Genomic DNA, 26820 nt, shown 5'->3' with positions numbered 1-26820 from the left:
GCGCGGTCGCGGCCCGTGATGCGAGGTGGGTGACGTGGCAGTCACGGTGATCGGGGTCGACGGCGGGGCCCTGCCCAGGGGCAGCGCCGAGGTGCTGGAATCGGCGAGGCTCGTGGTGGGCGGTCGGCGCCACCTCGACGCGCACGCGCCGGAACACGTCCGCACCCTCGAACTCGGGCCGCTGGAACCCGCGCTCAACGCGCTGTCCTCGCTGGCCGGGGACGAGAGCGGAGTGGTGCTCGCGTCCGGCGATCCGGGTTTCTTCGGCGCCGTGCGCGCCCTGCGGGAGCGCGGGATCCACTGCTCGGTGCTGCCCGCGACGTCCAGCGTGCAGCAGTTGATGGCGCGGGTCGGCCGCTCCTGGGACGACGTGACCGTGGTCAGCGCGAACGGGCGGGACCTGCGGCAGGCGGTCAACGTCTGCCGGGCCCGCCAGGCCGTGATCGTGCTGACCGCCCCCGGCGCCGGACCCGCGCAGCTCGGTTCCGGTCTGGAGGGGTGGCGGCGGACCATGATCGTCGCCGAGGACCTCGGCGGCCCGCACGAGGCGCTGGTCACCCTCGAACCGGCCGAGGCGGCCAAGCGCACCTGGCGCGAGCCGAACATCGTCCTGTGCCTGGCCGACCTCGACGCGGTGCCGCACCGCGGCTGGCACGCGGGCGGCGAACCGCTGCCCCCGGCGTCCGGTTGGGGCCTGGCCGAGGACGAGTTCTCCCACCGCGACGGCAGGATCGTCGGCGCCGAGGTGCGGGCGGTGGCGCTGGCCAAGCTGGCTCCCCGGCCGGGAGCCCTGGTGTGGGACGTCGGCGCCGGGTGCGGTTCGGTGGCGGTGGAGTGCGCCCGGCTGGGCGCCGCGAGCATCGCCGTGGAATCCGACGAGACCCAGGTCGTGCGGCTGATCACCAACGCCGCCGGGCACGGCGTGGACGTCCGCGTCGAGGAGGGCACCGCCCCGCAGGCGCTGCGCGAGCTGCCCCGGCCGGACGCGATCTTCGTCGGCGGCGGGGGCGCCGACGTGGTCACCGCCTGCGCGCACGCGGGCGCGTCGCGCGTGGTGGTGGCGCTGACCGCGCTCGACCGGATCGCCGCGACCCGGGACTCGCTGCGCAGCGCGGGCTACGACGTGGAGGGCGTGCAGGTCTCGGCCAGCAGGCTGGCGGACCTGCCCGACGGCTCCGCGCGCTTGGCGGCGTCGACGCCGGTGGTGCTGGTGACCGGGCGCAAGGACGCCGCGAAGGAGCAGGACCGTTGATCGGCCTGTTCGCGGTCAGCCCGCCCGCCCGGCGGTCGGCCGCGGACCTGGCCGCCCGGCTGGGCCCGAACGCCGTGGTCGCGGACGGACCGGTGGGGCCCGCGGTGCGGCGGCTGTGGGACCACCTGGACGCCGCGGTGTTCTTCCAACCCACCGGTGCGGTGGTGCGGCTGGTCGGCCCGTTGCTGCGCGACGAGCGCACCGACCCGGACGTGGTCTGCGTGGACGACCGCTTCGCGGTCGCGCTCACCGGGGACGGGACCCTGGCCGAGCGGATCGCCGACGCGTTCGGCGGCACCCCGGTGGTCACCGAGGGCGCCGGCACCAACCCGCTCGACGAACTGGCCGACATGCTCGACGCCACAGTGGACGGTGATCTCGCCGCGTGCGGCGCGGCGATCGGCCACGGCGCGCCGGTGCGGCTGGCCAACCCGCACGGCTTCCCGCTCCCCGCGTTGCCCGCCAACCTGTCCCCGGACGTCGAGCGGCCGCAGTGGACGGTCGTCGTCGACGACCGCCGACCGGCCGAGCGCGAGGACCGCACCGTGCGGATCATCCCGCGCACGCTGGTCGTCGGCGTCGGGTCGACCAGCGGTGTGCCGCGCACCGCGGTCACCGAGGCGATCGCGCGGCTGGACCGCGAAAACGGCCTCGACCCGCGGGCGATCCGGGCCATCGCCAGCGTCGACCGCAAGGCCGGTGAGGCGGGCATCGTGGAAGCGGTCCAGGACCTCGGGTTCTGGCACTCCACCGACGGCGGCGACGAACTCCCGCTGCTCACCTATTCCGCCGCCGACCTCGCCGGTGTCGACGTGCCCCACCCGAGCGAGGCGGTCCGCGCCGAGACCGGCACCCCCAGCGTCGCCGAGGCGTCCGCGCTGCGCGCCGCCGCCGACCTCGGCTACGGGGCGCCGGTGACCCTGGTGGCGCCGAAGATCAGCGGCAGGGGTGTCACGGTCGCCGCGGCCCGCATCCGTCCCCGCGGGCGGCTCGCGGTCGTCGGCATCGGGCCCGGCGCCGCCGACCTGCGCACCCCGCGCGCCGACGCGGAACTGCGCCGCGCCTCCGTCGTCGTCGGTCCGCGGCCGCACGTCGACCGGGTGCGGCACCTGCTGCGCGTGGGCACCGAGGTCCGCACCGCCGCGGCGGACCCGGCCGCCGAGGCGGTCGCGCTGGCCCGCGAGGGGCGCGCGGTGGCGCTCGTCGGTCCCGGTGACGCGGCGGCCGGTCCGGCGTTGCAGCGCGCCGGGGTGGACATCGAGGTCGTCGGCGTCCCGGGCGTGACCGCCGCGCTGGCCGCGTCCGCGCTGCTCGGCGCCCCGCTGGGCCAGGACCACGCGCTGATCGGGCTCGCCGAGCACGCCCCGTGGGACGTCGTCGAGCGCCGAGTCCGCGCCGCCGCCGACGCCGACCTGGTGGTGTGCCTGCACGACGCCCGGCCCGAGCGGCTCGGCCGCGCCCTGGAGATCCTCGCCGAACGCCGTCCGGCGACCACCCCGGTCGGTGCGGTCCGCCACGCCACCCGCACCGACCAGCGCGCGTGGTGCGCGGCCATCGCCGACTTCGACCCGGCCCAGGTGGACCCGGACACCACGGTCGTCGTCGGCTCCTCCCGGTCCACAGTGGTCGGGCAGCGCATGGTCACGCCGCACCAGCACCACTGGCTGGGCTCCGCGCCGGGGTGGTGACCTGCGGCCGGGCGCCGTGCCAGGCTTGTGGGGTGAGCGGGCACATGTCTCCGGAGGAGTTCCGGAAGTTCGGCAAGCAGGTCGTGGACTGGATCGCCGACTACCACGCCGGGATCGAGTCGCACCCGGTCCGGTCGCAGGTCGGCCCGGGGGAGGTGCGGCAGCGGCTCCCGGAGCACCCGCCCGAGGAGGGGGAGTCGTTCGAGCAGGTGCTCGCCGATCTGGACCGGGTGTTGATGCCGGGGGTGACGCACTGGCAGCACCCGAGCTTCTTCGCCTACTTCCCGGCCAACGCCACCGGCCCGGCGATCCTCGGCGACCTGCTCTCCAGCGGGCTGGGCGTGCAGGGCATGGTGTGGGCGACCAGCCCGGCGTGCACCGAGCTGGAAACCGTCGTCGTGGACTGGCTGGCCGAGCTGCTGGGGCTGCCCGCGCACTTCCGCACCGACGCGGCCGGGGGCGGGGTGATCCAGGACTCGGCGTCCAGCGCCGTCCTCGTGGCGTGCCTGGCCGCGCTGGAGCGCGCCGGCGGCGGGCAGGTGGCGCGGCGCGGCATCACCGCGCGCCACGTGCTCTACGCGTCGGCGCACACCCACTCGTCGCTGGAACGGGCGGCGCGGATGGTCGGCGTGGGGGCGGACAACGTGCGGATCGTCGACGTCGACCCGAGCACGCTGGCCATGGACCCCGCGCACCTCGACGCCCTGATCCGGGCGGACCTGGCAGCCGGTGCCGTGCCGACGATGGTGTGCGCGACGATCGGCACCACCTCGACGACCGCGATCGATCCGGTGCGCGCCATCGGCGAGGTCTGCCGGGAGCACGGGGTGTGGCTGCACGTCGACGCGGCGTACGCGGGTGTCGCGGCGGTGTGCCCGGAGCTGCGGTGGATCAACGACGGGGTGGCCGAGTTCGCCGACTCCTACTGCACGAACCCGCACAAGTGGCTGCTGACCAACTTCGACTGCAGCGTGCTGTGGCTGGCCGACCGGGCGCCGATGATCGACGCGCTGTCGATCCTGCCGGAGTACCTGCGCAACCCGGCCACCGCGTCCGGCGAGGTGATCGACTACCGCGACTGGCAGGTGCCGCTGGGCCGCCGGTTCCGGGCGCTGAAACTGTGGTCGGTGCTGCGCTGGTACGGCGCCGCCGGGCTGCGCGAGCACATCCGCGGCACCGTCGGGCTGGCGCGGGAGTTCGCCTCGTGGGTGCGGGAGGACCCGCGCTTCGCGCTGCTGGAACCGCACCCGTTCGGGCTGGTCTGCTTCCGCCCGGAGTTCCCTGGCGTGCCGGTGGAGCAGGCCAACGAGCGGACCATGCGGTTGATGGAGTCGCTCAACGACTCCGGCGAGGTGTACCTGACGCACACCAAAGTGGACGGACGCGTGCTGCTGCGGTTCGCCGTCGGGTCGCCGCGGACCGAACGCCGCCACGTCGAGGCGGCGTGGCGGCGCGTCCGGGACGCGGTCGACGCGGCGTCCTGACCGGCGCGGCGTCGACCGCGCACTGCTGGTCGACGGGGCGGTCAGGCGGGGAGGTGGACCCGGCGGTGCATCCGCTCGCCGATCTCGTGGGCCGCGGTGTCGAGGAGCTTGTGCGCCAGTTCGAACAACGCGCGCGCCACCGCGATCTCGTCGCCGATCTGGGGGACGTCCGGATCGTCCGGGTGGCGGCGGGCGGTGCCGTGCCCGTGCAGCGCCATGCCGCTGCTGGTGGTGAAGCCCACGTCCGCGGTGGTCTTCGCGCCCGCCTCCACGACCTGCATGTTCAGCGAAATCTGCCGCGTCTCGTTCATGACCGCCTCCTCGGTCGGACCGGCTGGCTGGCCCCAGCATGCGCCGACCGACCGGGCGATCGGAAGTGCTCCCTTCACCCACCCGAGTAGGGGTGCCGGAGTCCACAGGAGTTTGACCTTGGTAGCTCGGCTGGGTGAGGATGGCGCGGCCGACGGTGGAGGAACCCGGTGCGAATCCGGGACGGTCCCGCCACTGTGACCGGGGAGCGGACCCCGTTCGGGCCACGGCCGCGCACGGCCGGAAGGCCGGGGCATCCGCGACGATCCGGGAGTCAGGAGACTCCGCGTCGGCCCCGCGCCGCACCCGCGGCGTGCGGACACCGAGCCCCTCGGGCGGGAAACCCAGGAGGTCGGACATCCCATGTCGTGGGAGGCCGAGAACGGCCGGCCGCGGGCCGGCTGGGGCGCCGCGGAGCGCCGGAAAGCAGCGATCGTGCTCGCCGCCGTCGGTGCCCTGCACCTGGTCGGCTGGACCGCCTACCTGCTGCACCAGCAGTCCTTCACCGCCGCGGGCGGCCTGGCCGCCGCCGGGACCACCGCCTACCTGCTGGGCCTGCGGCACGGCTTCGACGCCGATCACGTCGCCGTGATCGACGACGCGACCCGGCTGCTCATGCAGCGCGGCAGGCGGCCGGTGTCGACCGGCATGTGGTTCGCGCTCGGGCACGCCAGCGTCGTGCTGGTCCTCGCCGTCGCGGTCGGGTTCGTCGCCGGGCCCGCCGCGCAGCACTGGGCCGAGGACGCCGGGGTGCGGGTTTCCTCGGTCGTCGACCTGGTCGTGGTCGCGGTGCTGGCCGCGCTCGCGGTGCTCAACGCGCTGGTGCTGCGGGACGCGGTGCAGCTGCTGCGCCGCGCCCGGCGCGGCGCGATCGACGAGGCGGAGGTCGAACTCGTGCTCGGCAGGCGCGGGCTGCTCGCCCGGATGCTGCGCGGGCGGATGAGCGGCATCGCCCGCTCCTGGCACCTGTTCGGGATCGGCCTGCTGTTCGGGCTCGGGATGCAGACGGCGACCGAGATCACCGTGCTGGCGATGGTGGCGCCCGGCGGGCGGCTGTCGCTGGTCGCGGTGCTGAGCCTGCCGCTGCTGTTCGCCGCCGGAATGTGCACTGTGGACAGCGTGGACGGGATGCTGATGTCCCGCGCCTACACCTGGAGCCTCGCTCGTCCGCTGCGGCGGTTGTGGGTGAACGTCACCACGACCGCGCTGACCGTGGGGCTGGCGGCGGTCATCGCCTTCGTCGTGCTGTGCGGGCTGCTCGACGATCTCGGCGTGCCGCTGCTGGGACCGATCGCCGCGATCAGCGACCACTTCGAGCTGCTCGGCTATCTGACGCTCGGGCTGTTCATGGCAGTATGGGGTGGCGCCGTGCTCTGGTGGAAGTTGTCGGGAGGCTCCACCGAGGACTCGAAACCGGTGGGCCACCGGACCTGAACCGGCGCGGCACGGCGGTCCGGGTGGTCGTGGGTCACGACGGTGTGGCGCGCGCGTGGGCCGCGCCTCCTCTCCGCTCCGGCGATGCGGCCGGGCCAAGCACGACACACGGACTATGGACATGACCACGCACAACGAGCACCACTACTTCGCAGGTCTCGACCTCACCGGGCGACGCGTCGTCGTCGTGGGCGCGGGCAGCGTCGCGCAGCGCCGCGTGCCGCGGCTGATCGGCGCCGGAGCGCGGGTCGAGGTGATCGCCCCGGAGGCCACGCCCGCCGTCGAGGCGATGGCCGACGCGGGCGAACTGACCTGGCACCGCCGCCCCTACGCCGACGGCGACCTCGACGGTGCGTGGTACGCCGTGGCCTGCGCGACCGGCGCCGACGTCAACGCCGCGGTCGCCGCCGAGGCCGAGCAGCGCCGGATCTTCTGCGTGCGCGCCGATGACGCCTCGCAGGGCACCGCCGTCACCCCGGCCGTCGCCGAGCACGGCGGCCTGCTGCTCGGCGTGCTCGCGGGCGGGCGGCACCGGCGTTCGGCCGCGGTGCGCGACGCGCTCGTCGAGGCGCTGCGCAGCGGCCTCGTGGACGAGCACGCCGGACCGCAGGCACCGGGTGTGGCGCTCGTCGGTGGTGGGCCGGGCGATCCGGAACTCATCACGGTGCGCGGGCGGCGGCTGCTCGGGCGCGCCGACGTGGTCATCACCGACCGGCTCGCCCCGCGCGAACTGCTGGAGGAGCTCGGATCGGACGTGGAGGTCGTCGACGCCTCGAAGATCCCCTACGGTCGGGCCGCCAACCAGGACGTCATCAACTCGCTGCTGGTCGAGCACGCGAAGGCGGGCAAGTTCGTGGTGCGCCTCAAGGGCGGTGACCCGTACCTGTTCGGACGCGGTTACGAGGAACTGCTGGCGTGCACCGACGCGGGCGTGCCGGTCACCGTGGTGCCCGGGATCACCAGCGCGTTCGGTGCGTCGGCGCTGGCGGACGTCCCGGTCACGCACCGCGGCGTGGCGCACGAGGTCGTGGTCGTGTCCGGGCACGTCGGGCCGCACGACGACCAGTCCCTCGTGGACTGGCCCGCGCTGGCGCGGCTGCGCGGCACCCTGGTGCTGATGATGGCGGTCAAGCGGATCGGCGAGTTCGCGGCCGTGCTGCTGGAACACGGCCGGGATCCGCGCTCGCCGGTCGCGGTCATCCAGGAGGGGACCACCCGCGCGCAGCGCACCCTGCGCACCACGCTCGCCGAGGTCGCCGACGTCGTCCGCGAGGAGGACGTCAAACCCCCGGCGATCATCGTCGTCGGTCCGGTCGCCGACCTGGCCCCCGAGTCCCGGCCTTGACGGGGGCCGCTTTTCCCTGATGCGGCGCGAGGTTCGGCGATGTTCCCGCGGACATCGCCGAACCCCGCGCCGGACGGTCAGCGGTCTTCGAGGTCTCCCTCGGTCTGGAGGTAGACGTCCTGGAGGGCCTGCAGGGTCTCCGGGTCCGGCTCCTGCCACATCTGCCGGTTGGCCGCTTCCAGCAGGCGTTCGGTGATGCCGTGCAGCGCCCACGGGTTGGACTCGCTGAGGAAGCGCTGGTTCTCCTCGTCCAGCACGTAGGTCTCGGCGAGCTTCTCGTACATCCAGTCGCCGACCACGCCCGTCGTGGCGTCGTAGCCGAACAGGTAGTCCACCGTGGCGGCCAGCTCGAACGCGCCCTTGTAGCCGTGGCGGCGCATCGCCGCCAGCCAGCGCGGGTTGACCACGCGGGCCCGGAAGACCCGGGAGGTCTCCTCGGTGAGCGACCGGGTGCGGATCGAGTCCGGTCGCGTGCTGTCGCCGATGTAGGCGGCGGGCGCCTTGCCGGTGAGCGCGCGGACCGTGGCGATCATGCCGCCGTGGTACTGGAAGTAGTCGTCGGAGTCGGCGATGTCGTGCTCGCGGGTGTCGGTGTTCTTGGCCGCCACGGAGATCCGCTTGTACGCCGACTCCATGTCCGCGCGGGCGGGCTCCCCGTCGAGGTCGCGGCCGTAGGCGAAACCGCCCCACACCGCGTACACCTCGGCGAGGTCGGCGTCGTCGCGCCAGTTGCGGCTGTCGATGAGCGGCAGCAGCCCCGCGCCGTAGGCGCCCGGTTTGGACCCGAAGATCCGCAGCGTGGCGCGGCGCTCGTCGCCGTGCTCGGCCGCGTCGGCGCGCGCGTGGGCGCGGACGAAGTTCTGCTCGTCGGGTTCGTCGAGCGCGGCGACCATCCGCACCGCGTCGTCCAGCAGCGCGACCACGTGCGGGAACGCATCGCGGAAGAACCCGCTGATGCGGACCGTGACGTCGATGCGGGGCCTGCCGAGCTCCGCCAGCGGGATCACTTCGAGGCCGTTGACCCGCCGGGACGCCTCGTCCCAGGTGGGCCGGACGCCCAACAGCGCCAGGACCTCGGCGATGTCGTCACCGGCGGTGCGCATCGCGCTGGTGCCCCACACGGACAGCCCGACCGAGCGCGGCCACTCGCCGGTGTCGGTGCGGTAGCGCTCCAGCAGCGAGTCCGCGATGGCCCAGCCGGTTTCCCACGCCAGGCGGCTGGGCACCGCCTTGGGGTCGACGGAGTAGAAGTTCCGGCCCGTCGGCAGCACGTTGACCAGGCCGCGCAGCGGCGAGCCGCTGGGCCCGGCCGGGACGTAGCCGCCGTCCAGCGCGTGCAGCGTCGCGCGCATCTCGTCGGTGGTGGCGTCCAGCCGCGGCACGATCTCGGTCGCGGCGAACTCCAGCACGGCCACCACGGCGTCCGGGGCCTGGTCCAGGACGTCCTGGCACACCGCGGAAGCCGCGTCGACCGCCCACCCGCGGTCCTCCATGCCCTGCACGAGGGCGCGCGCCTGCTCCTCGACGGCGTCGACGCGTTCGCGCGCGGCGCTGCCGTCCTCGGCGAGGCCGAGGGCCTCGCGCAGGCCGGGCAGCGCGTCGCCGCGGCCGCCCCACATCTGGCGGGCCCGCAGCATCGCCAGCACCAGGTTGACCCGCGCCTCGCCGCTCGGGGCTTCGCCGAGCACGTGCAGGCCCTCGCGGATCTGGGCGTCCTTGACCTCGCACAGCCAGCCGTCGACGTGCAGCAGCATGTCGTCGAACTCGGCGTCGTGCGGCCGTTCGTCGAGCCCGAGGTCGTGGTCGAGCTTGGCGGCCTGCATCAGCGTCCAGATCTGGCTGCGGATGGCGGGCAGCTTGGCCGGGTCCATCGCCGAGATCGTGGCGTGCTCGTCGAGGAGCTGTTCCAACCGGGCGATGTCGCCGTAGCTCTCGGCGCGCGCCATCGGCGGCACCAGGTGGTCGACGAGCGTGGCGTGCACCCGCCGCTTCGCCTGGGTGCCCTCGCCGGGGTCGTTGACCAGGAACGGGTAGACCAGCGGCAGGTCGGCCAGCGCGGCGTCCGGCGAGCACGACGCGGACATGCCCGCCGTCTTGCCGGGCAGCCACTCCAGGTTGCCGTGCTTGCCGAGGTGGACCATGGCGTGCGCGCCGAACTCGTCGATCAGCCAGCGGTAGGCCGCCAGGTAGTGGTGGCTCGGCGGCAGGTCCGGGTCGTGGTAGATCGCGATCGGGTTCTCGCCGAAACCGCGCGGCGGCTGCACCATGAGCACGACGTTGCCCGCGCGCAGCGCGGCGAGCACGATCTCGCCCTCCGGGTCGCGGGAGCGGTCGACGAACAGCTCGCCGGGCGGCGGGCCCCAGTGCCGCTCGATGTCGGTGCGCAGGTCCTCGGGCAGCGTCGCGTACCAGGCGGCGTAGCGCCCGGCCGGGATGCGGACCGGGTTGCCGGACAGCTGTTCCTCGCTGAGCCAGTCGGGGTCCTGCCCGCCCGCGGCGATGAGCGCGTGCACGAGCGCGTCCCCGTCCTGTTCGGCGACGCCGGGCAGCGCGTCCGCCGCCCCGATGTCGTAGCCGCGTTCGCGCATCGCGCGCAGCAGCCGCACCGCGCTGACCGGGGTGTCCAGCCCGACGGCGTTGCCGATGCGGGAGTGCTTGGTCGGGTAGGCCGACAGCATCAGCGCGATCCGCTTGTCCTGCGCGGGGACGTGCCGCAGCCGCGCGTGGCGCACCGCGATCCCGGCGACCCGGGCGGCCCGCTCCGGGTCCGCGACGTACACCGGCAGGCCCTCGGCGTCGTTCTCCTTGAACGAGAACGGGACGGTGATCAGCCGTCCGTCGAACTCCGGGACCGCGACCTGGGTGGCCATGTCCAAAGGGGACAGACCTTCGTCGTTGTCCTCCCAGGCGGCCCGGGTGCTGGTCAGGCACAGGCCCTGCAGGATCGGGACGTCCAGTTCGGCCAGCGCGCCGACGTCCCACGCCTCGTCGTCGCCGCCCGCCGACGCGGTGGCGGGTTTGCTGCCGCCCGCGGCGAGCACGGTGACGACCAGCGCGTCCGCGCGGCGCAGCTGCTCCAGCAGTTCGGGTTCGGGTGAGCGCAGCGAGGCGCAGAAGACGGGCAGCGCCTGGCCCCCGGCGTCCTCGATCGCCTCGCACAGCGCGTGCGCGAACGCGGTGTTGCCCGCCATGTGGTGGGCGCGGTAGTAGAGCACCGCCACGGTCGGGCCCTCGGTGCGGCGCGGTTCGCGTTCCAGCAGGCCCCAGGTCGGGGTCTCCTCCGGCGGTTCGAAGCCGTGCCCGGTGAGCAGGATCGTGTCGGACAGGAAGCGGTGCAGTTCGGTGAGGTTGCGCGGTCCGCCGTGGGCGAGGTAGCGGTGCGCCTCGGCGCACACGCCGCCGGGCACCGTGGAGCACTCCATCAGCTCGGCGTCCGGTGCCTGCTCACCGCCCAGCACGACGACCGGTCGCGGCCCGGCGAGCAGCGCGTCCAGCCCCTCTTCCCAGGCGCGACGGCCGCCGAGGAGCCGGACGACCACGAGATCGACGCCCTCCAGCAGGGGCGGCAGGTCGTCCACGCCCAGCCGCGCCGGGTTGCCGAGCCGGTAGTCGGCCCCGCTCGCCCGGGCGCTGAGCAGATCGGTGTCCGAAGTGGACAGAAGCAGGATCATGCGGTTCGCTCCTCACCGACGGCGGTCGCGGCGCGGCGGTGGGGCGCGCTGGCACGACGCATGACGACAACCTTCCTCGGGGTCCTCGCCCCGGGTCGCGGGCGGCGGCGACCGGAGTCTCCTGGCTCCCGGATCGTGGCTCGCTCCGTCTTCCCGTCCTGGTCGGACAGTGACCTGCTGGAGTCCGCTCCCCGGTGACAGTGGCGGGACCGCGCCGGATTCGCACCGGCTTCCTCCACCTGTCGCCGCTTCGATGCTGCGACCACTCTCCGCAACGCGGCGATCTTCCGTCAAGCCGGGGCGGCATGATGCGCGTCGCACCGTGGTTTGCTTACGCAACAACCATTGGCCCGTAGTATCTCCCGGGTGTCCCAGTCAGCCAGCAGAACGCAACCGGACGCCTGCCCCGGGGCGTTGCGGGTGCACGAGGCCGCCGACGGCGGGCTCGCCCGCGTGCGCGTGCCCGGCGGTGCGCTGATGCCGCGCCAGGTCCGGGCACTGGCCGCGGTGGCATCGCTCGGCGACGGCGGCCTGGAGCTCACCTCGCGGGCGAACCTGCAGGTCCGCGGCCTGCCGCCGGACGCGGGGCGGCAGCTGGCCGAGCGGCTCGCGGCCGCCGGGCTGCTGCCGTCGGTCGCGCACGAGCGGGTCCGCAACATCATCGCCTCGCCCTACGACGACGGCCGCGCGCAGCTGGACGCCCGCGCGCTGGCCGCCGAACTCGACGCCGCGCTGTGCGCGGACCCGCGGCTGGCCGACCTGCCCGGTCGGTTCCTGTTCGCGGTCGACGACGGCCGGGCGGACGTCGTGCCGCTGAACCCCGACGTCGGCCTGTTCGCACTGGGTGACCGGGTGGCCCTGGTGCTGGCCGGGGAGGACTCCGGGGTCCGGCTGGCGCCCGGCGGCGCCGTGCCGGGCGCGATCGCGGCGGCCGAGGCGTTCCTGGCCGAGCGCACGTCGCAGTGGCGGATCGCCGAGCTGGCGGACGGCCCGCGGCGCGTCGCCGACCGGGTCGCCGCGGCGCTCGGCGTCGACCGGGTCGACCCGGTGCCGGTGCCCGCGACGCCGCCGGGCACGCACGCGCAGGTCGGAGTGGTGTTCCGCCGCGACGGCCGGACCGCCGTGGCCGCCGGGGCACCGCTGGGCCGCCTGTCACCCGAACAGGTGGATATCATCACCGCCGCGTCCGACGCCGCGGGCGGCGCCCGGCTCACGCCGTGGCGGACCGTCGTGCTGCCCGGCCTGCCCGACGAGGCGGCCGGCCGGTGGGTGTCGGACCTGGCAGCGCACGGACTGCTCGTGGACCCGTCCGCGGACGGGGTGGGAGTGACCTCCTGCACCGGGCGTCCGGGCTGCGCGAAGGCCCTGGCCGACGTCCGCGCGGACGCGACGCGCACGATGTCGCGCGCGGTCGGCCTGCCCGTGCACTGGGCGGGCTGCCGGCGGCGGTGCGGTCGGCCGCAGGGGCGGGTTGTGGAAGTGCTGGCGACCGAGGCGGGCTACGAGGTGGGCCTCGGCGAGACGACGACGTCCGCCGCCGACGTCGACCAGGTGGCCGCCGCGCTGGACGCGGCACGGAGGGCAGTGTGAACGACCGGTACGAGTACGTCCGGGACGGTGCTGAGATCTACCGCCGTTCCTTCGCCACGATCCGCGCCGAGGCGGACCTCGACGGCCTGCCGCCGGAGGTCGCGGGCGTGGCGGTGCGGATGATCCACGCCTGCGGCATGGTCGACCTGGTCGCCGACCTGGCCTTCTCGCCGCGCGCGGTGCTCGACGCGCGGGCCGCGCTGCGCGCCGGGGCGCCGATCCTCTGCGACGCGGCGATGGTCGCGGCGGGCGTCACCCGCCGGCGCCTGCCCGCCGACAACGAGGTGGTCTGCACCCTCGCCGACCCGCGCGTCCCCGACCTCGCCCGGCAGCTGGGCACCACCCGCAGCGCCGCCGCCCTGGAACTGTGGCGGGACCGCCTGGCGGGCTCGGTGGTCGCGATCGGCAACGCGCCGACCGCGCTGTTCCGGCTGCTGGAGATGGTCGACGAGGGCGCGGCACGACCGGCCGCCGTGCTCGGCCTGCCGGTCGGTTTCGTCGGTGCCGTGGAGTCCAAGCAGGCGCTCGCCGAGCACCCCGGCGGCCTGGAACACCTGGTGGTGCACGGACGCCGGGGCGGCAGCGCCATGGCGGTGGCCGCCATCAACGCGATCGCGAGCGAGGAAGAGTGAGCAGCAAGCGCGAGGGCACGCTCTACGGGGTCGGCCTCGGCCCCGGCGACCCGGAACTGGTGACCGTCAAGGCCGCCCGGCTCATCGAGAACGCCGAGGTCATCGCCTACCACAGCGCCCGGCACGGCCGCAGCATCGCGCGTTCGGTCGCCGAGCCGTACCTGCGTCCGGGCCAGATCGAGGAGGCCCTGGTCTACCCGGTCACCACCGAGACCACCAACCACGCGGGCGGCTACCAGGGCGCGATCGACGAGTTCTACGCCGAGTGCGCCGACCGGCTGGCCGCGCACCTGGGCGCCGGTCGCGACGTCGTGCTGCTCGCCGAGGGCGACCCGCTGTTCTACGGCTCGTACATGCACATGCACAAGCGGCTCGCCGGGCGGTTCCGCGCCGAGGTGGTGCCCGGCGTCACGTCGGTCAGCGGTGCGTCGGCGGTGCTGGGCAGTCCGCTGGCCGAGCGCGACGAGGTGCTCACCGTGCTGCCGGGCACGCTCGGCACCGAGGAACTGGCCGAACGGCTGAGGTCGACCGACGCGGCGGCGGTGATGAAGCTCGGCCGCACCTTCGAGGGCGTGCGGGCGGCGTTCGAGAAGGCCGGTCGCCTCGACGACGCGTGGTACGTGGAACGCGCGACCACCGACCGGCAGCGGTTCCGCCCGCTGTCCGAAGTGGACCCCGAGACCGTCCCGTACTTCTCGCTGGCGCTGCTGCCCAGCCCGGCCAGCACCGCCCTCCCGGCAGCGGCCCGCGCGGACGCCGGGTCCCCGGGACCCGGCGAGGTCGTGGTGGTCGGCCTGGGGCCGGCGGGCCGGGAGTGGACCACCCCGGAGGCGCAGGCGGCGCTGGCCGCCGCCGACGACCTGGTCGGCTACGGCCCGTACCTGGCCCGCGTGCCGGACAACCCGCGCCAGCGCAAGCACCCGTCGGACAACCGGGTCGAGGCCGAGCGCGCCGCGTTCGCGCTGGACCTGGCCCGCCGCGGGGCGAAGGTGGCCGTGGTGTCCTCCGGCGACCCGGGCGTGTTCGCGATGGCCAGCGCGGTGCTGGAGGCCGCCGCCGAGACCCCGGACGTCCCGGTGCGGGTGCTGCCCGGGCTGACCGCCGCGCAGGCGGTGGCGAGCCGGGTCGGCGCGCCGCTGGGGCACGACTTCTGCGTGCTGTCGCTGTCCGACCGGCTCAAGCCGTGGGAGGTGATCGTCGAGCGGCTGCGCGCGGTGGCCGCCGCCGACCTGGTGCTGGCGATCTACAACCCCGCGTCCCGCAGCCGCGACTGGCAGGTGGCGGCGGCGCGCGACGTGCTGCTGGAACACCGCGCCCCGGACACCCCGGTGGTCATCGGCCGCGACGTCGGCGGGCCGCGGGAGAGCGTGGCCGTGGTGCGCCTGGACGAACTCCGCCAGTCCGATGTGGACATGCGGTGCCTGCTGCTGGTCGGCTCGTCGACCACCCGGGTCGCCGCCGGAGCCGACGGTCGGGACGTGGTCTACACGCCGCGCCGCTACCCGGCGTGATCGCCTTGCGGCAGCACGGAATCCAGCCATGCGACGGCCTCGGCCACGGTCTCCGCGGACGGGCCGGCGGGCTGGGGCGGTCGCTGCACGACCACCACGGGCAGCCCGAGCTCCCGGGCGGCGGTGAGCTTCGCGGCGGTCATCGCGCCGCCGCTGTCCTTGGTGACGAGCACGTCGATCCGGTGCCGCCGCAGCAGATCCGCTTCTTCGTCCACTGTGAACGGTCCGCGCGCGGTCAGCACCTCGGTCCGCGCGGGCAGCGGTGGTTCCGGCGGGTCCACTGTGCGCACCAGGAACCACAGGTCCAACGCGGCGAAGTGGGCGAGCCCCTGCCTGCCGGTGCTGAGGAACACGCGCTCACCCAGGCCGGGCAGCGCCGCCGCGGCGGCCGGCATCGACGGCACCGGGCGCCAGTCGTCGCCGGGACCCGGCCGCCAGCCGGGGCGGCGCAGCAGCAGCCGCGGAACCCCCGCCCGCTCGGCGGCGGTCACGGCGTTGTCGGTGATCGCGCGGGCGAACGGGTGCGTGGCGTCGACCAGCGCGTCGATCCGCTCCCGGCGCAGCCACTCGGCGAGCCCGTCCGCACCGCCGAACCCGCCCACCCGCACCTGCCCCGGGGGCAGGCGCGGCTCGCGCACCCGGCCCGCCAGCGACGACGTGACGTGCGTGCCGGGGCGTTCGACCAGCCGCGCGGCCAGCGCACGCGCCTCACCGGTACCGCCGAGCACCAGCACCCGCGTCATCGGGGCCCCCTTTCCGTTCCGCCGCGCACGAGGGGCATTCTGCCGCGATGAGCACTCGGCAGGAGGGCACGGGCCTGCGGTACGGCTGGACGACCGGGGCGTGCGCGACCGCGTCCGCGGCCGCCGCCTACACGGCGCTGCTCACCGGCGAGTTCCCCGACCCGGTGGAGATCGTGCTGCCCAAGGGGCACCGGCCCGCGTTCGCGCTGGCCCGCGAACAACTCGAACCCGGCGTCGCCACCGCCGGGGTGGTCAAGGACGCCGGCGACGACCCGGACGTCACGCACGGCGCGCTGGTGTCGGCGACGGTCCGGCACGCCGAGCCCGGCCGGGGCGTGGTGTTCCGCGCCGGTCCCGGAGTGGGCACCGTCACCAAACCCGGTCTGCCGCTGGAGGTCGGCGAACCCGCCATCAACCCGGTGCCGCGCCGGCTGATCCGCGAGGTGATCACCCGCGTCGCCGCCGCGCACGGCGGCACCGGTGACGTGGTGGTCGAGGTGTCGATCGACGACGGCGAGGAACTGGCCCGGCGCACCTGGAACCCGCGCCTGGGCATCCTCGGCGGGCTGTCCGTCCTGGGCACGACCGGCGTCGTCGTGCCGTACTCGTGCTCGGCGTGGATCGACAGCATCCGCCGCGGCGTCGACGTCGCCCGCGCCGAGGGGCTGACGCACGTCGCGGGGTGCACCGGCAGCACCTCGGAGAAGGTCGTCGTCCAGCACTACGGGCTGCCGACCGAGGCACTGCTGGACATGGGCGACTTCGCCGGTGCGGTGCTGAAGTACCTGCGCCGCCACCCGGTCCCGCGGCTGACCGTCGCGGGCGGCATCGGCAAGATCTCCAAACTCGCCGACGGCCACCTGGACCTGCACTCCAAGCGCTCCCAGGTCGACTTCGCCGCCCTGGCCGACATCGTCCGCGCCCCGGGCGGCGACGCGCTGGCCGAGCGGGTGGCGTCGGCGAACACGGCCCTCGACGCGCTCCGGATCTGCACGGAGGTCGACGTCCCGCTCGGCGACCTGGTCGCCGCCCGCGCCCGCGAGGTCTGCCGCACCACGCTGCGCGAAGCCCCCGTCGCGGTCGACGTCCTCGTCATCGACCGCGCGGGGACCGTGGTCGGCCACGCGCTCCCGGATTGAGGTCAACTCCGCGCGGAACCGGCCGGGCGCCGCACCTCGAAGTGGAAGCACCCGTACTCCAGGGCGCGGACGTGCACGACCTCGACCTCCGGGTGGGCGAACGCCTCGTCCAGGGCGCGGTCGAACCCCGCCCGGGAGTCCTCGGGGATCTCGAACAGCGCGCCGCCGACGATGTGCCCGGCCGCGTCGTACCGGCGGAGGGTGCGCAGCGCCCCCGGCCGCGCGAACGGGTAACCCCGGACGTCCCGTGGACCCCCGCACTCCTCGACGTGCACGAACACCGGCCCCACCTCGTCGTAGGCACCGGGATCGGCGCCGACCGCCGCCGCCCAGCGGCGCAGCGGCGCGTAGGAGACGAGCGCGACCCGCTCACCGGGCTCGATCGGCCGCAGGCAGCAGCGCAGCGGACTGCCCACGCAGCGCAGCGGCACACCGTCCTCGCGGGCGGTGAACGGCTCCGGCGGACGGCCCGCGTCGTCGCGGTCGCGCAGCTCCCCGAGCGCGGTGGGAGGGATGGGAAGTGGTGCGTATCCGGTCATGCACCGAGCATCGCCGAGCCGCAACCGCCTCCGCTGGCGGGAAACGGACTTTGGGAGTGTTTCGGAAGTGCTTTGCGTGGCGGTGCCGGTGGCGAGACCGCTCACCGGAAGAGGAACCGCTCTCGCTGCTCACCCGACCACTCCGGCCGAAATTCAGGCACTTAAGCCCGGCAGCGGTCGGCGGAGTACAGGTGGCTGTCGGGGAACTCGGCGGCGGTGAGGACCTCGCCCACGACGATGACGGCGGTGCGCACGATGCCCGCGTCGCGGACGCGCCCTGCGATGTCGGCGAGCGTGCCGCGCAGCACCACCTCGTCGTCGCGGCTGGCAGCCGCGACCACGGCGACCGGGCAGTCCGGGCCGTAGTTCGGCAGCAACTCGTCCACCACCTGCTCGACCCGGTTGACCGCCAGGTGCAGGACCATCGTCGCCCGGCTGCGGCCCAGCGTGCCCAGGTCCTCGCCCTCGGGCATCGGGGTGGCGCGGGCGGAGGTGCGGGTGAGCACCACGGTCTGGCCGACGCCCGGCACCGTGAACTCGCGGTTGAGCGCGGCGGCGGCCGCCGCGAACGCGGGCACGCCGGGCACGATCTCGTACGGCACCCCGGCCGCGTCCAACCGGCGCATCTGCTCGGCGACCGCGCTGAACACCGACGGGTCGCCGGAGTGCAGCCGGGCGACGTCCAGCCCGGCCCGGTGCGCGGCGACGAGTTCGGCCACGATCCCGTCCAGCGTCATGTTCGCGGTGTTCACCAGCTTCGCCCCGGCGGGGCAGTGCTCCAGCAGCTCGTCGGGGACCAGGCTGCCCGCGTACAGGCACACCGGTGAGGACGCGATCACGTCCCGGCCGCGCACCGTGATCAGGTCGGCGGCGCCGGGCCCGGCGCCCACGAAACGCACCGTCACCGCTTGCTCACCGCCCACTGCGTGACGCGCATCGCGGGTCGCCAGCCGGTGAAGCCGCCGACCGGTGACGCGTGCTCGACCCCCACCCGCACGAGTTCGCCGCCCAGGCGGCTGTACCAGTCGGCCACCAGCACCTCCGATTCCATCGTGACCGCGTTGACGACCAGACGACCGCCGGGCCGCAACCGGTCCCAGCACACGTCCAGCAGTCCGGCGGCGGTGACGCCGCCACCGACGAAGATCGCATCGGGCTCGTCCAGCCCGTCCAGCGCAGCGGGCGCGGCTCCGGTGACCACCCGCAGGCCGGGAACGCCCAGCGCCGCCGCGTTCGCGGCGATCCGCGCCGCCCGGTCCTCGCGGTGCTCGACCGCGACCGCCCGGCAGGACGGATCGCTGCGCATCCACTCGATCGCGATGCTACCGGCGCCCGCGCCCACGTCCCAGAGCAGTCGGCCGGGCGACGGGCCGAGCCGGGCGAGGGTGATGGCCCGGACGTCCCGCTTGGTGAGCTGCCCGTCGTGCTCGAAGGCGTCGTCGGGCAGGCCCGGCACGCGCGGCAGGTGCGGCGCGTCCGGATCCGCGCGGCACTCCAGCGCGATCACGTTGAGCGCGTCCGCCGTCGCGCTGCCCCATCCGGCCGCCGTCGCCTCGATCCGCTCCTCCCGCTCGTCGCCGAGCCGGGAGAGCACGGTCATGCGGGTCGGTCCGCAGCCGCGTGCCACCAGCAGCTCCGCGACGCGCGCGGGCGTGTCGCCGTCGGCGCTGAGCACCAGCACCCGGTTCCCCGGCTGCACCGCGGGGTGCAGCAGTGCGACGGGGCGGCCGACCAGGCTCACGACCTGCACGTCCTGCACCGGCCAGCCCATCCGGGCGCACGCCAGCGACAACGACGACGGGTGCGGGTGGACCCGCAGCCGTTCCGGACCGAGCAGCCGCGCCAGCGTCGCGCCGATGCCGTAGAACAGCGGATCGCCGCTGGCCAGCACGCACACCGAACTCCCGGCGTGGTCGGCGAGCAGCCCGGGCAGCGCGGGCAGCAGCGGCGACGGCCAGGGCACCCGCCGGGCGTCCGACGGCGGCACGAGGGCGAGCTGGCGTTCGCTGCCGAACACGACCTCCGCCGAGGTCACGACCTCGCGGGCCCGCGGGGACAGCCCTTCCCAGCCGTCCGCGCCGATGCCCACGACGTGGACGATCTCCTGGTCAACGCTCACCCCACCACCTCACCACGTCGCCGTCAGACGTTGCCGAGGACCTTCGTCACGGAGATCTCGATCACCACCCGGCGCGGGTTCGGCCGCGGCGGCTTGTACCGCCGCTCGTAGCGCCGTTCCGCGTCGGCGACCGAGTCGGGGTCGTCGCGGACCACCGCCCGACCCTCCAACGTCGACCACCGGCGACCGTCCACCTGGCACACCGCGACCCGGGCGCCGTCCGGCCCGGCCGCGCGGATCTGGCGCACCTTGTGCGAAGTCCCGGAGGAGATCACCCGCGCGGTCGCGGTCCCGGCGTCGAGCGTGACGCCCACCGGCACCACGTGGGGCGTCCCGTCGGGACGCACCGTGGTCAGCGTGCAGTAGAGCTTCTCGGCCCAGAAGTCCAGAAATCCGGTGCCGACGCCGTCCAGCGGCGGGGAGTTCATCGCGACCGTCCCGGAGCGGATCAGGCGTCGACCACGACGCAGAGCGCGCGTTCGGCCTCGCGTTCCACCCGCATGCCCGCTTCGTCGGCGACCGCGAGCAGGTCGTCCACGGTCTCCGGCTCCTCGGGGGTGCGCGCGAGAGCGCGGGCCAGCTTGCCCTTGTGCGCCTTGTTGTGGTGGCTGACGACCTTCCGCCGGCCCTGCGCGTCCTCGGACAGCACGCGCACCTCGACGGCGTGCGGCACCCGCGCCAGCGCCGCGTACGCCCCGGACCGCAGGTCCACCACGAGTCCGCCGACCCCGGCCAGCACGGGCTCCAGAACCGGTCGCCACGCGGTGCGGAGCTTGCCGGTACCGGGCAGCGAGCCGCCGCCGGAGAGCCGGTAGGCGGGGATCATGTCAGTGCCCCTGACCAGCCCGAACAACGCCGACGCGACCGCCAGCCGGGCGTCGGCGCGCTCGCGCTCCGGGGGTGCCATCGACCGCACGTCGAGGGCGTCGTACAGCACGCCGGTGTAGCGCTCCAGCGCGGGGGCGGTCGGGGAGTCCCACAGCTCGGCGTTGCGCCGGACCTCCTCCACCTGCCGCTCGGACAGTCCGAGCACGTCCAGGCTCGCGGGTACGTCATCGGCCAAAGTGGACAGTTCGTCGACCAGTTTCCGCCGCGTCGGCGTCAGTTCCGGGAACGACAGCGCGTCGAGATCCAGCGGCGCCCCGCGGCCGCCCGAGGACTTGGTCTCCGAAGGGGGAAGCAGCACCAGCACGGCCCCAGGGTAGGCGGGCCCGGGTGCGCGGACCCCTCCCGGTGACCCCGGTTGCTCCCGCCCGGCGGTCAGCTGCGGGTGGTGGCCGCGCGTCCAAGGTCAGTCCCGCCCGCCGGCCGAATGGAGGCGCTTCGCGCCGCGGTCACGTCTGCCGCCCGGCCACCGGAGGCGCTTCGCGTCGCGGCTGCATCGGGCCACCTCCGCGATCGGGAGCGGAACCGCAGCCGGGACGCACGCGCGCGCGGCCGGGTCGCTACGCTTCCGGTAACACCCGCTACCAGGCCGATCGAGGAGCACTGAGCCGTGATCACGAGGATGTCGACGTTGTTCCTGCGTACCCTGCGCGAGGATCCGGCCGACGCCGAGGTGCCGAGTCACAGGCTGCTCGTCCGCGCCGGGTACGTGCGTCGCGTCGCTCCCGGCATCTACTCGTGGCTGCCGCTGGGCCTGCGGGTGCTGCGCAACGTCGAGCGCGTGGTGCGCGAGGAGATGGACGCCATCGGCGCCCAGGAGATCCACTTCCCCGCGCTGCTGCCGAAGGAGCCCTACGAGGCCACCAACCGCTGGACGGAGTACGGCCCGAACCTGTTCCGGCTCAAGGACCGCAAGGGCGGCGACTACCTGCTCGGCCCGACGCACGAGGAACTGTTCACGCTGACCGTCAAGGGCGAGTACAGCTCCTACAAGGACTACCCGGTCATCCTGTACCAGATCCAGACCAAGTACCGGGACGAGGAGCGGCCCCGCGCGGGCATCCTGCGCGGCCGCGAGTTCGTCATGAAGGACTCCTACTCCTTCGACCTGGACGACGACGGGCTGGCCACGTCCTACCAGCGGCACCGCGACGCCTACATCCGCATCTTCGACCGGGTCGGGCTGCGGTACGTCATCGTCGCCGCCACCTCCGGGGCGATGGGCGGTTCGGCCTCCGAGGAGTTCCTCGCCGAGAGCGAGACCGGCGAGGACACCTACGTGCGCAGCACGGATTCCGACTACGCCGCCAACGTCGAGGCCGTGATCACCCCGGCCCCGCCCGCCGAACCCGTCGAGGACAAGCCGGCCGCCGAGGTGCACCACACCCCGAACACGCCGACGATCGAGACCCTCGTCGACTACCTCAACGCCCACACCGACCGCACCTTCACCGCCGCGGACACGCTGAAGAACGTCCTGGTCAAGACCAGGCAGCCGGGCGCGCAGGAGTGGGAGCTGCTGGCCGTGGGCGTGCCCGGGGACCGCGAGGTGGACTTCAAGCGCCTCGAAGCGTCGCTGGAGCCCGCCGAGGTCGCGCTGCTGGAGGAGGCGGACTTCGCCGCGAACCCGTTCCTCGTCAAGGGCTACATCGGCCCGAAGGCGTTGCAGGACAACGGCGTCCGCTTCCTCGTCGACCCGCGCGTGGTGCCCGGCACGGCGTGGGTGACCGGTGCCGACAAGGCCGACCACCACGTGGTCGACCTGGTCTGCGGCCGGGACTTCACCCCGGACGGCACCGTCGAGGCCGCCGAGGTCCGCGAGGGCGACCCGTCCCCGGACGGGCGCGGCACGCTGGTGGCCGCGCGCGGCATCGAGATCGGCCACATCTTCCAGCTGGGCCGCAAGTACGCCGACGCCTTCTCGCTGGACGCGCTGGGCCAGGACGGCAAGCCGAAGCGCATCACGATGGGCTCCTACGGCATCGGCGTCTCCCGGTTGGTCGCCGCGATCACCGAGCAGAGCCACGACGAGCTGGGCCTGGTCTGGCCCCGCGAGGTGGCCCCGGCCGACGTGCACGTGGTCATCGCGGGCAAGGACGACGCGGTCCGCGAACGCGCCGAGGCGGTCTCCGCCGAGCTGGACGCGGCGGGCGTGCAGGTCCTGCTCGACGACCGGACCGTCTCGCCGGGCGTCAAGTTCGCCGACGCCGAACTCGTCGGCGTCCCGACGGTCCTGGTGATCGGCAAGGGCCTGACCAAGGGCGTCGTCGAGGTCCGCGACCGCCGCACCGGCGACCGCGAGGAGATCCCCGCCGACGACGCGGTCCGCCACCTCGTCGAGCTGGTCCGCGGCTGACCCTCACCGCCCGTCGAGCGCGGCGAGCACCGCCCCGGTGTCAGCGAGGTCCGGCAGGACGACGTGCGCCCCGGCGTCGCGCAGCTCCGCCTCGCCGCTGCGCCCGGTCGCGACGCCGACGGCGATCGCGCCGTGGCGCAGCGCGCCCGCGACGTCGTGCGGGGTATCGCCGACGACCACCACCGACTCCGGGGCGAACCGCGCGCCGTGCTTGCGGGACGCCTTGCCGACCGAGTCGGCGATGAGGTCGTGCCGGTGCACCGACACCGCGCCGTACCCGCCGATCCCGAAGTCGACGTGGTGGTGCAGGTCGAACGGTTCGAGCTTGTGGCGGGCGACGTCCGGGAGGTTCCCGGTCACCAGCGTCTGGACCACCCCCGGCGCACCGGCCAGGGCGGCCAGCGCACGCCCGGCCCCGGGCATCGCCGAGCCGTGCTCGGACATCTCGTCGCGGGTGTCGGCGACCGCCTCGGCCAGCGCGGCGAACATGGCCGCGACGGTGTCCTCGTCGGCCGGGACGCCGTGGCCGGTGAGCACGTCGGTGGTGATCGCCAGCTCGGTGCGGCCCGCCGTGTCGGGCATCCGCCGCAGTTCGGCGCCGGTGGCGTCCGCGAGCGCCCGCCGGTACCAGCGCGCTCCGAAACCCCTGGCGTCGACGAGCGTCAGATCGACGTCCCAGAGCACCAACCGCTTCGCGTCCGCAGTGGACATCAGCCGGCCAGGTAGCTCAGCCGCACCCGGCGGACCGGGTTGTCCCCGTTGGTGTCCACCAGGCACACCGACTGCCAGGTGCCCAGCGCCATCCGCCCGCCGAGCACCGGGACCGACGCGTACGGCGGGACGAGCGCGGGCAGCACGTGGTCGCGGCCGTGGCCCGGGGAGCCGTGCCGGTGCCGCCAGCGGTCGTCGGCGGGCAGCAGGTCGTGCAGCGCCGCGAGCAGGTCGTGGTCGCTGCCCGCGCCGGTCTCGATGACCGCCAGCCCGGCGGTCGCGTGCGGCACCCAGACGTTGAGCAGGCCGTCCTCGGCCCCGGCCGAGCGCAGGAACCGCTCGCACTCACCGGTCAGGTCGTGCACGACCTCCGACGACCCGGTGCGGACCTCGATTTCCTCGCTGTGCATGTGTCCACCGTAATGCGCTCCGGCACGGGGGTGATCGGTGCGAGGGTGCCGGTATGCGCGAAGCCTTCGGTGCCGTCTTCGACGTCCCAGCCGGATACCTCAACACCGCCAGCATCGGCGTTCCGCCCGAGGACACCGTCCGGGCCGTCACCGAGGCGGTGGCCCGCTGGGGCAGCGGCGGCGACAGCGCGGAGGGCTTCGACCCGGCGGTGGCCGCCGCCCGGGACGCCTTCGCGCGGCTGGTCGGCACCACCGCCGACCGCGTCGCCATCGGCACGACCGTCTCGCAACTGGTCGGTTTGGTCGCGGCGTCGCTGCCCGCCGGGACCAGGGTGCTCGTGGCCAGGCAGGACTTCACCAGCGTCAGCTTCCCGTTCGCCGCCCAGCAGGACCGGGGCGTGCAGGTCACCGAGGTCGACCTGGACGAGCTGCCCGAGCAGGCGGCGCACCACGACGTCGTCGCGGTGAGCGTGGTGCAGTCCCTCGACGGCCGCGTGGTCGACCTCGACGCGCTGCGGGAGGCGTCGGCGAACACGCTGGTGCTGCTGGACGCGACGCAGGCCGTCGGCTGGATGCCGTTGCGCCTCGACTGGGCGCACTGGGTCGTCGGCACCGCGTACAAGTGGCTGCTCGCGCCGCGCGGCGCCGCGTGGCTGGCGGTCCACCCGGACGCTCCGCGGCTGCGCCCGAACCACGCCAACTGGTACGCGGGCGAGGACCGGTGGGACACCGTCTACGGCCTGCCGCTGCGGCTGGCCTCCTCGACGCGCGGTCTCGACCTGTCACCGGCGTGGTTGGCGCAGGTCGGAGCGGCGGTGTCGCTGGGCCGGCTGGCCGAGCTGGACATGGCGGAGGTCGCCCGGCACTGCACCGGTCTGGCCGACGCGCTGCGCGCCGAACTCGGCCTGGCACCCGCCGGATCGGCGATCGTGTCGGTCGAAGTCCCGGGTGCTGTGGCGAAACTCACCGCCGCGGGAGTGCGCTGCGCCGCCCGCGCGGGGCGCGCCCGCATGTCGTTCCACCTGTACAACACGGTCGCCGACGTCGAGCTGGCGGCGCGTGCGCTCCGGGATCGGTGAGGGGCTGGCCTCGGTGGTGTTCGTTCTGTGATCGGGGACCGATACGGTTGGTGCTCGTGCCGGACCACCAAGGTGCGCCCGACGAGATGACGGGTTCGCAACAAGACCAGCAGCGCGAGACCGCGCCGCTGCGTCGCGACAATTCGCGGGTGCGGCCGGAGCGGGCGTCGACAGCGGCCGCTGCGGAGGAAGCCACCCGCCCCGCGTTCGCGCCGCAGGCGTCGCGCGGGTTTCCGCAGTCGGACCCGCGTCCCCATCCGGGCCCGCAGCAGCCGTACCAGCCGACCAGCAGGCAACTGGCCCCCGAGCCACCGCCCGCCCGGACCGGGCGTTCGGGCGTCACACCGATGGGTTGGGTGCTGCGCGGCCTCGCGCTGGTCGCCGTCTCGGTGGTGTCCGGCTTGATCTGGATCGCGATCAAACCCGGCTCCGGCGGTGAGTCCGACGCCCCGCCGCCCGGCCCGCAGACCCGGTACCAGTTCCAGCCGCTGCGCAAGGAAGAGGCGTTCCAGGGCTGCCGGCAGGTCTCCCGGGACGAGGTGGCCACCTTCTTCGAGAAGCAGGAGTGCGACCACCTGACCCGGGCGCTGTACAGCACCACCCTCCCCGACGGGCGGCGGGTGCTGACCTCGGTGGTCACCGTGCTCATGCCCGACGAGGCCAGCGCCCAGCAACTCGACGCGCTGACCACGCGGGACAACACCGGCAACATCAAGAACCTGGTGGAGGAGGGCCGGGACCGGAACCTGCCCGAGCTCAACGACAAGGCGTACGGCTCGCAGCGCCAGGGCCGCCTGGTGGTCATCGGTGACTCCGCGTACTTCGACCAGAAGACGCCGAACAAGGACCCGGTGCTGCTCGACGTCACCAACGACGCCCTCAAGCTGGGCTGGCCGCAGGACCGGGCGCCGCAGTAGCGGCCTACGGCTGGCCGGGGAACTGCTGGGCCCCGGGTCGCTGGCCGGCGGTGATGCGCCAGCGGGTGGCCCGGGTGGCCGAGGTGGTCAGCCCGTCGAGCGCGGTGCGGCGCAGCTCCGCGTGCTCGCCGCGCTCCAGGACCGACCGCCAGCCGACCTGGCAGTCGTTCTCCACCCGGAGCAGCACCTGGATCATCGAGCCCTGGTCGGTGACCTGGCCGACGTCGTAGGCGGGCTGGGCGGCTGGCGGGGTCTGCCCGGCGTCCTTGATCAGCTGCTCGGCGGTGTCGCGCAGCCTGCGGTGCTGTTCCATCGCGTCGCCGACCGCCGAGGTGACCGGCGAGTCGCGGGCGAAGGCGGTGGCCAACCCGTACACCCACACGGCGGCGTGCTCGGCGCCCAGCGCGTCGCGCAGCGCCTTGGCCGCGTCGTCGGACAGCTCGCTCACCCCAGCACCTCCAGCAGACTCGCGCAGCTCGCCGACACCGACCCGACCAGGCCCGCGCGGTAGCCGGACTGGCCCGGCGCGAGACCGGCGGCCCGGTCCTGGGCCTGCCGCAACGCGCCGCGCAACGCCTCCGCGGCCGCTCCCGACGAGCCCGGTGCCTGGCGGGGCCGCGCCTCGGGCACGGAGGGGCCCGCGTCGGGGTCCGGCGGGTTGACCCGGTCGATCTCCCGTTGCAGCGCCCGGGCGTGCGCGGCCCGCACCTCGGCGATCTCGCCGGCGGCGTCGGCGAGATCCGAGTGCGCCGCGGCGACGGCCTTCGCGAGCGCGGCGTCCTCCTTGGCCGCGGTGGCGAGCGCGAGCAGCGCATCGGGTTGCTTCGGCTCCGCCGTGCAGGCCGTGGACAGCGCGACGACGGCAGGCGCGGCCGCGAACAGCCGCAGCAGGTCGCGGCGACGCCACGACGACCCGGCTCGGGAGGGGATTTCCACGGCGCTCCATCCTGCCAGTCGATCGCCGCGAGTTGATCGCCGCCCGCCTGCGCGGCGGGGCGGGCGCGTC

24 protein-coding genes and 2 riboswitches are annotated in these 26820 nt (G+C 74.6%); of the genes, 12 read left to right on the top strand and 12 right to left on the bottom strand.

Features of this window, described 5'->3' with window-relative positions:
- Positions 1-34: 34 nt before the first annotated feature.
- Genes cbiE (NV263_RS24365) through NV263_RS24355 form a run of 3 tightly spaced genes read left to right on the top strand, consistent with a single transcriptional unit; the run spans position 35 to position 4424 of the window.
- Entirely contained in the window at positions 35-1252 is a 1218-nt protein-coding gene (gene cbiE, locus NV263_RS24365) for a precorrin-6y C5,15-methyltransferase (decarboxylating) subunit CbiE (RefSeq protein WP_263248946.1), read from the top strand.
- A complete protein-coding gene (locus NV263_RS24360) occupies positions 1249-2940 on the top strand; it encodes a bifunctional cobalt-precorrin 5A hydrolase/precorrin-3B C(17)-methyltransferase (RefSeq protein WP_263248945.1) in 1692 nt (563 codons plus the stop codon). The genes cbiE (NV263_RS24365) and NV263_RS24360 overlap by 4 nt, the downstream gene beginning before the upstream one ends.
- 44 nt (positions 2941-2984) lie before the next feature.
- A complete protein-coding gene (locus tag NV263_RS24355; protein ID WP_263254347.1) occupies positions 2985-4424 on the top strand; it encodes a pyridoxal-dependent decarboxylase in 1440 nt (479 codons plus the stop codon).
- A 41-nt stretch (positions 4425-4465) separates the two neighbouring features.
- Here NV263_RS24355 and NV263_RS24350 read toward each other — a convergent pair whose 3' ends face one another.
- The gene (locus tag NV263_RS24350) at positions 4466-4735 is read right to left on the bottom strand and encodes a DUF1876 domain-containing protein (RefSeq protein WP_263248944.1); all 270 of its coding nucleotides are present in this window, start codon (positions 4733-4735) and stop codon (positions 4466-4468) included.
- A gap of 159 nt (positions 4736-4894) precedes the next feature.
- A riboswitch (cobalamin riboswitch) is annotated at positions 4895-5017 on the top strand.
- A gap of 79 nt (positions 5018-5096) precedes the next feature.
- Between NV263_RS24350 and NV263_RS24345 the strand changes: the two genes are divergently transcribed.
- The gene (locus NV263_RS24345) at positions 5097-6167 is read left to right on the top strand and encodes a HoxN/HupN/NixA family nickel/cobalt transporter (RefSeq protein WP_263248943.1); all 1071 of its coding nucleotides are present in this window, start codon (positions 5097-5099) and stop codon (positions 6165-6167) included.
- 121 nt (positions 6168-6288) lie between these two features.
- The gene (gene cobA / locus NV263_RS24340; protein WP_263248942.1) at positions 6289-7512 is read left to right on the top strand and encodes a uroporphyrinogen-III C-methyltransferase; all 1224 of its coding nucleotides are present in this window, start codon (positions 6289-6291) and stop codon (positions 7510-7512) included.
- Positions 7513-7589: 77 nt separating this feature from the next.
- Here the strand turns inward: cobA and cobN are convergent, their stop codons facing one another.
- Positions 7590-11183, bottom strand: a complete 3594-nt coding sequence (gene cobN / locus NV263_RS24335) for a cobaltochelatase subunit CobN (protein ID WP_263248941.1) — start codon at positions 11181-11183, stop codon at positions 7590-7592.
- Between the two features lie 114 nt (positions 11184-11297).
- Positions 11298-11419: riboswitch (cobalamin riboswitch) on the bottom strand.
- A 130-nt stretch (positions 11420-11549) separates the two neighbouring features.
- On the opposite strand from cobN, the gene NV263_RS24330 reads away from it, so the two are divergent.
- From NV263_RS24330 to NV263_RS24320, 3 genes are read left to right on the top strand one after another with little or no spacing between them, the layout of a single operon-like run.
- Positions 11550-12773, top strand: a complete 1224-nt coding sequence (locus NV263_RS24330; protein ID WP_263248940.1) for a precorrin-3B synthase — start codon at positions 11550-11552, stop codon at positions 12771-12773.
- Positions 12770-13405, top strand: a complete 636-nt coding sequence (locus tag NV263_RS24325; RefSeq protein ID WP_263248939.1) for a precorrin-8X methylmutase — start codon at positions 12770-12772, stop codon at positions 13403-13405. The genes NV263_RS24330 and NV263_RS24325 overlap by 4 nt, the downstream gene beginning before the upstream one ends.
- Positions 13402-14916, top strand: coding sequence for a precorrin-2 C(20)-methyltransferase (locus NV263_RS24320; RefSeq protein WP_263248938.1), 1515 nt, complete (start codon positions 13402-13404; stop codon positions 14914-14916). Before NV263_RS24325 ends, NV263_RS24320 begins: the two co-directional genes overlap by 4 nt.
- On the opposite strand, the gene NV263_RS24315 is transcribed toward NV263_RS24320, so the two are convergent.
- Entirely contained in the window at positions 14904-15659 is a 756-nt protein-coding gene (locus tag NV263_RS24315) for a cobalt-precorrin-6A reductase (protein WP_263248937.1), read from the bottom strand. The two genes, NV263_RS24320 and NV263_RS24315, sit on opposite strands and share 13 nt — an antisense overlap.
- A gap of 47 nt (positions 15660-15706) precedes the next feature.
- On the opposite strand from NV263_RS24315, the gene NV263_RS24310 reads away from it, so the two are divergent.
- Positions 15707-16798, top strand: coding sequence for a cobalt-precorrin-5B (C(1))-methyltransferase (locus tag NV263_RS24310; RefSeq protein ID WP_263248936.1), 1092 nt, complete (start codon positions 15707-15709; stop codon positions 16796-16798).
- A 2-nt stretch (positions 16799-16800) separates the two neighbouring features.
- Here NV263_RS24310 and NV263_RS24305 read toward each other — a convergent pair whose 3' ends face one another.
- The 5 genes from NV263_RS24305 to yaaA form a co-directional block, all read right to left on the bottom strand.
- On the bottom strand, positions 16801-17337 hold the full coding sequence (locus NV263_RS24305) for a DUF1203 domain-containing protein (RefSeq protein ID WP_263248935.1): 537 nt from the start codon (positions 17335-17337) through the stop codon (positions 16801-16803).
- Between the two features lie 161 nt (positions 17338-17498).
- Positions 17499-18242, bottom strand: coding sequence for a precorrin-4 C(11)-methyltransferase (cobM, locus tag NV263_RS24300; RefSeq protein ID WP_263248934.1), 744 nt, complete (start codon positions 18240-18242; stop codon positions 17499-17501).
- On the bottom strand, positions 18239-19456 hold the full coding sequence (gene cbiE, locus NV263_RS24295) for a precorrin-6y C5,15-methyltransferase (decarboxylating) subunit CbiE (protein ID WP_263248933.1): 1218 nt from the start codon (positions 19454-19456) through the stop codon (positions 18239-18241). Before cbiE (NV263_RS24295) ends, cobM begins: the two co-directional genes overlap by 4 nt.
- A 23-nt stretch (positions 19457-19479) precedes the next feature.
- Positions 19480-19884 carry a pyridoxamine 5'-phosphate oxidase family protein gene (locus tag NV263_RS24290; protein ID WP_263248932.1) on the bottom strand — a complete coding sequence of 135 codons (405 nt, stop codon included), beginning with the start codon at positions 19882-19884 and terminating at the stop codon, positions 19480-19482.
- A 20-nt stretch (positions 19885-19904) separates the two neighbouring features.
- On the bottom strand, positions 19905-20648 hold the full coding sequence (yaaA, locus tag NV263_RS24285; RefSeq protein WP_263248931.1) for a peroxide stress protein YaaA: 744 nt from the start codon (positions 20646-20648) through the stop codon (positions 19905-19907).
- Between the two features lie 303 nt (positions 20649-20951).
- Between yaaA and NV263_RS24280 the strand changes: the two genes are divergently transcribed.
- The gene (locus NV263_RS24280) at positions 20952-22697 is read left to right on the top strand and encodes a proline--tRNA ligase (RefSeq protein ID WP_263248930.1); all 1746 of its coding nucleotides are present in this window, start codon (positions 20952-20954) and stop codon (positions 22695-22697) included.
- Between the two features lie 3 nt (positions 22698-22700).
- Here NV263_RS24280 and NV263_RS24275 read toward each other — a convergent pair whose 3' ends face one another.
- Both NV263_RS24275 and NV263_RS24270 read right to left on the bottom strand, forming a co-directional pair.
- Positions 22701-23408, bottom strand: a complete 708-nt coding sequence (locus NV263_RS24275; protein WP_263248929.1) for an HAD family hydrolase — start codon at positions 23406-23408, stop codon at positions 22701-22703.
- On the bottom strand, positions 23408-23818 hold the full coding sequence (locus NV263_RS24270) for a secondary thiamine-phosphate synthase enzyme YjbQ (RefSeq protein ID WP_263248928.1): 411 nt from the start codon (positions 23816-23818) through the stop codon (positions 23408-23410). Before NV263_RS24270 ends, NV263_RS24275 begins: the two co-directional genes overlap by 1 nt.
- A gap of 53 nt (positions 23819-23871) precedes the next feature.
- Between NV263_RS24270 and NV263_RS24265 the strand changes: the two genes are divergently transcribed.
- Positions 23872-24897 carry an aminotransferase class V-fold PLP-dependent enzyme gene (locus tag NV263_RS24265; RefSeq protein ID WP_263248927.1) on the top strand — a complete coding sequence of 342 codons (1026 nt, stop codon included), beginning with the start codon at positions 23872-23874 and terminating at the stop codon, positions 24895-24897.
- Between the two features lie 56 nt (positions 24898-24953).
- On the top strand, positions 24954-25814 hold the full coding sequence (locus NV263_RS24260) for a hypothetical protein (protein WP_263248926.1): 861 nt from the start codon (positions 24954-24956) through the stop codon (positions 25812-25814).
- A gap of 4 nt (positions 25815-25818) precedes the next feature.
- Here NV263_RS24260 and NV263_RS24255 read toward each other — a convergent pair whose 3' ends face one another.
- Together NV263_RS24255 and NV263_RS24250 are read right to left on the bottom strand one after the other, a co-directional pair.
- Positions 25819-26262 carry a ferritin-like domain-containing protein gene (locus tag NV263_RS24255; RefSeq protein ID WP_263248925.1) on the bottom strand — a complete coding sequence of 148 codons (444 nt, stop codon included), beginning with the start codon at positions 26260-26262 and terminating at the stop codon, positions 25819-25821.
- Positions 26259-26750: a hypothetical protein gene (locus NV263_RS24250; protein ID WP_263248924.1), complete on the bottom strand. Its 492-nt coding sequence runs from the start codon at positions 26748-26750 to the stop codon at positions 26259-26261. The genes NV263_RS24255 and NV263_RS24250 overlap by 4 nt, the downstream gene beginning before the upstream one ends.
- Positions 26751-26820 lie beyond the last annotated feature (70 nt).

The organism is Saccharopolyspora rosea (assembly GCF_025643595.1).
GTDB classification, from domain to species: Bacteria; Actinomycetota; Actinomycetes; order Mycobacteriales; family Pseudonocardiaceae; genus Saccharopolyspora; species Saccharopolyspora rosea.
This window is presented reverse-complemented; position numbering and strand designations above follow the sequence as displayed.

Coding starts and splice junctions, on each gene's coding strand:
- NV263_RS24310 (WP_263248936.1), top strand. CDS start 15,707: ATGAGCACTCGGCAGGAGGGCACGGGCCTGCGGTACGGCTGGACGACC.
- cobA (WP_263248942.1), top strand. CDS start 6,289: ATGACCACGCACAACGAGCACCACTACTTCGCAGGTCTCGACCTCACC.
- NV263_RS24350 (WP_263248944.1), bottom strand. CDS start 4,735: ATGAACGAGACGCGGCAGATTTCGCTGAACATGCAGGTCGTGGAGGCG.
- NV263_RS24270 (WP_263248928.1), bottom strand. CDS start 23,818: ATGCACAGCGAGGAAATCGAGGTCCGCACCGGGTCGTCGGAGGTCGTG.
- NV263_RS24290 (WP_263248932.1), bottom strand. CDS start 19,884: ATGAACTCCCCGCCGCTGGACGGCGTCGGCACCGGATTTCTGGACTTC.
- cobN (WP_263248941.1), bottom strand. CDS start 11,183: ATGATCCTGCTTCTGTCCACTTCGGACACCGATCTGCTCAGCGCCCGG.
- NV263_RS24275 (WP_263248929.1), bottom strand. CDS start 23,408: ATGTCCACTGCGGACGCGAAGCGGTTGGTGCTCTGGGACGTCGATCTG.
- NV263_RS24305 (WP_263248935.1), bottom strand. CDS start 17,337: ATGACCGGATACGCACCACTTCCCATCCCTCCCACCGCGCTCGGGGAG.
- NV263_RS24315 (WP_263248937.1), bottom strand. CDS start 15,659: ATGACGCGGGTGCTGGTGCTCGGCGGTACCGGTGAGGCGCGTGCGCTG.
- NV263_RS24265 (WP_263248927.1), top strand. CDS start 23,872: ATGCGCGAAGCCTTCGGTGCCGTCTTCGACGTCCCAGCCGGATACCTC.
- NV263_RS24355 (WP_263254347.1), top strand. CDS start 2,985: ATGTCTCCGGAGGAGTTCCGGAAGTTCGGCAAGCAGGTCGTGGACTGG.
- NV263_RS24345 (WP_263248943.1), top strand. CDS start 5,097: ATGTCGTGGGAGGCCGAGAACGGCCGGCCGCGGGCCGGCTGGGGCGCC.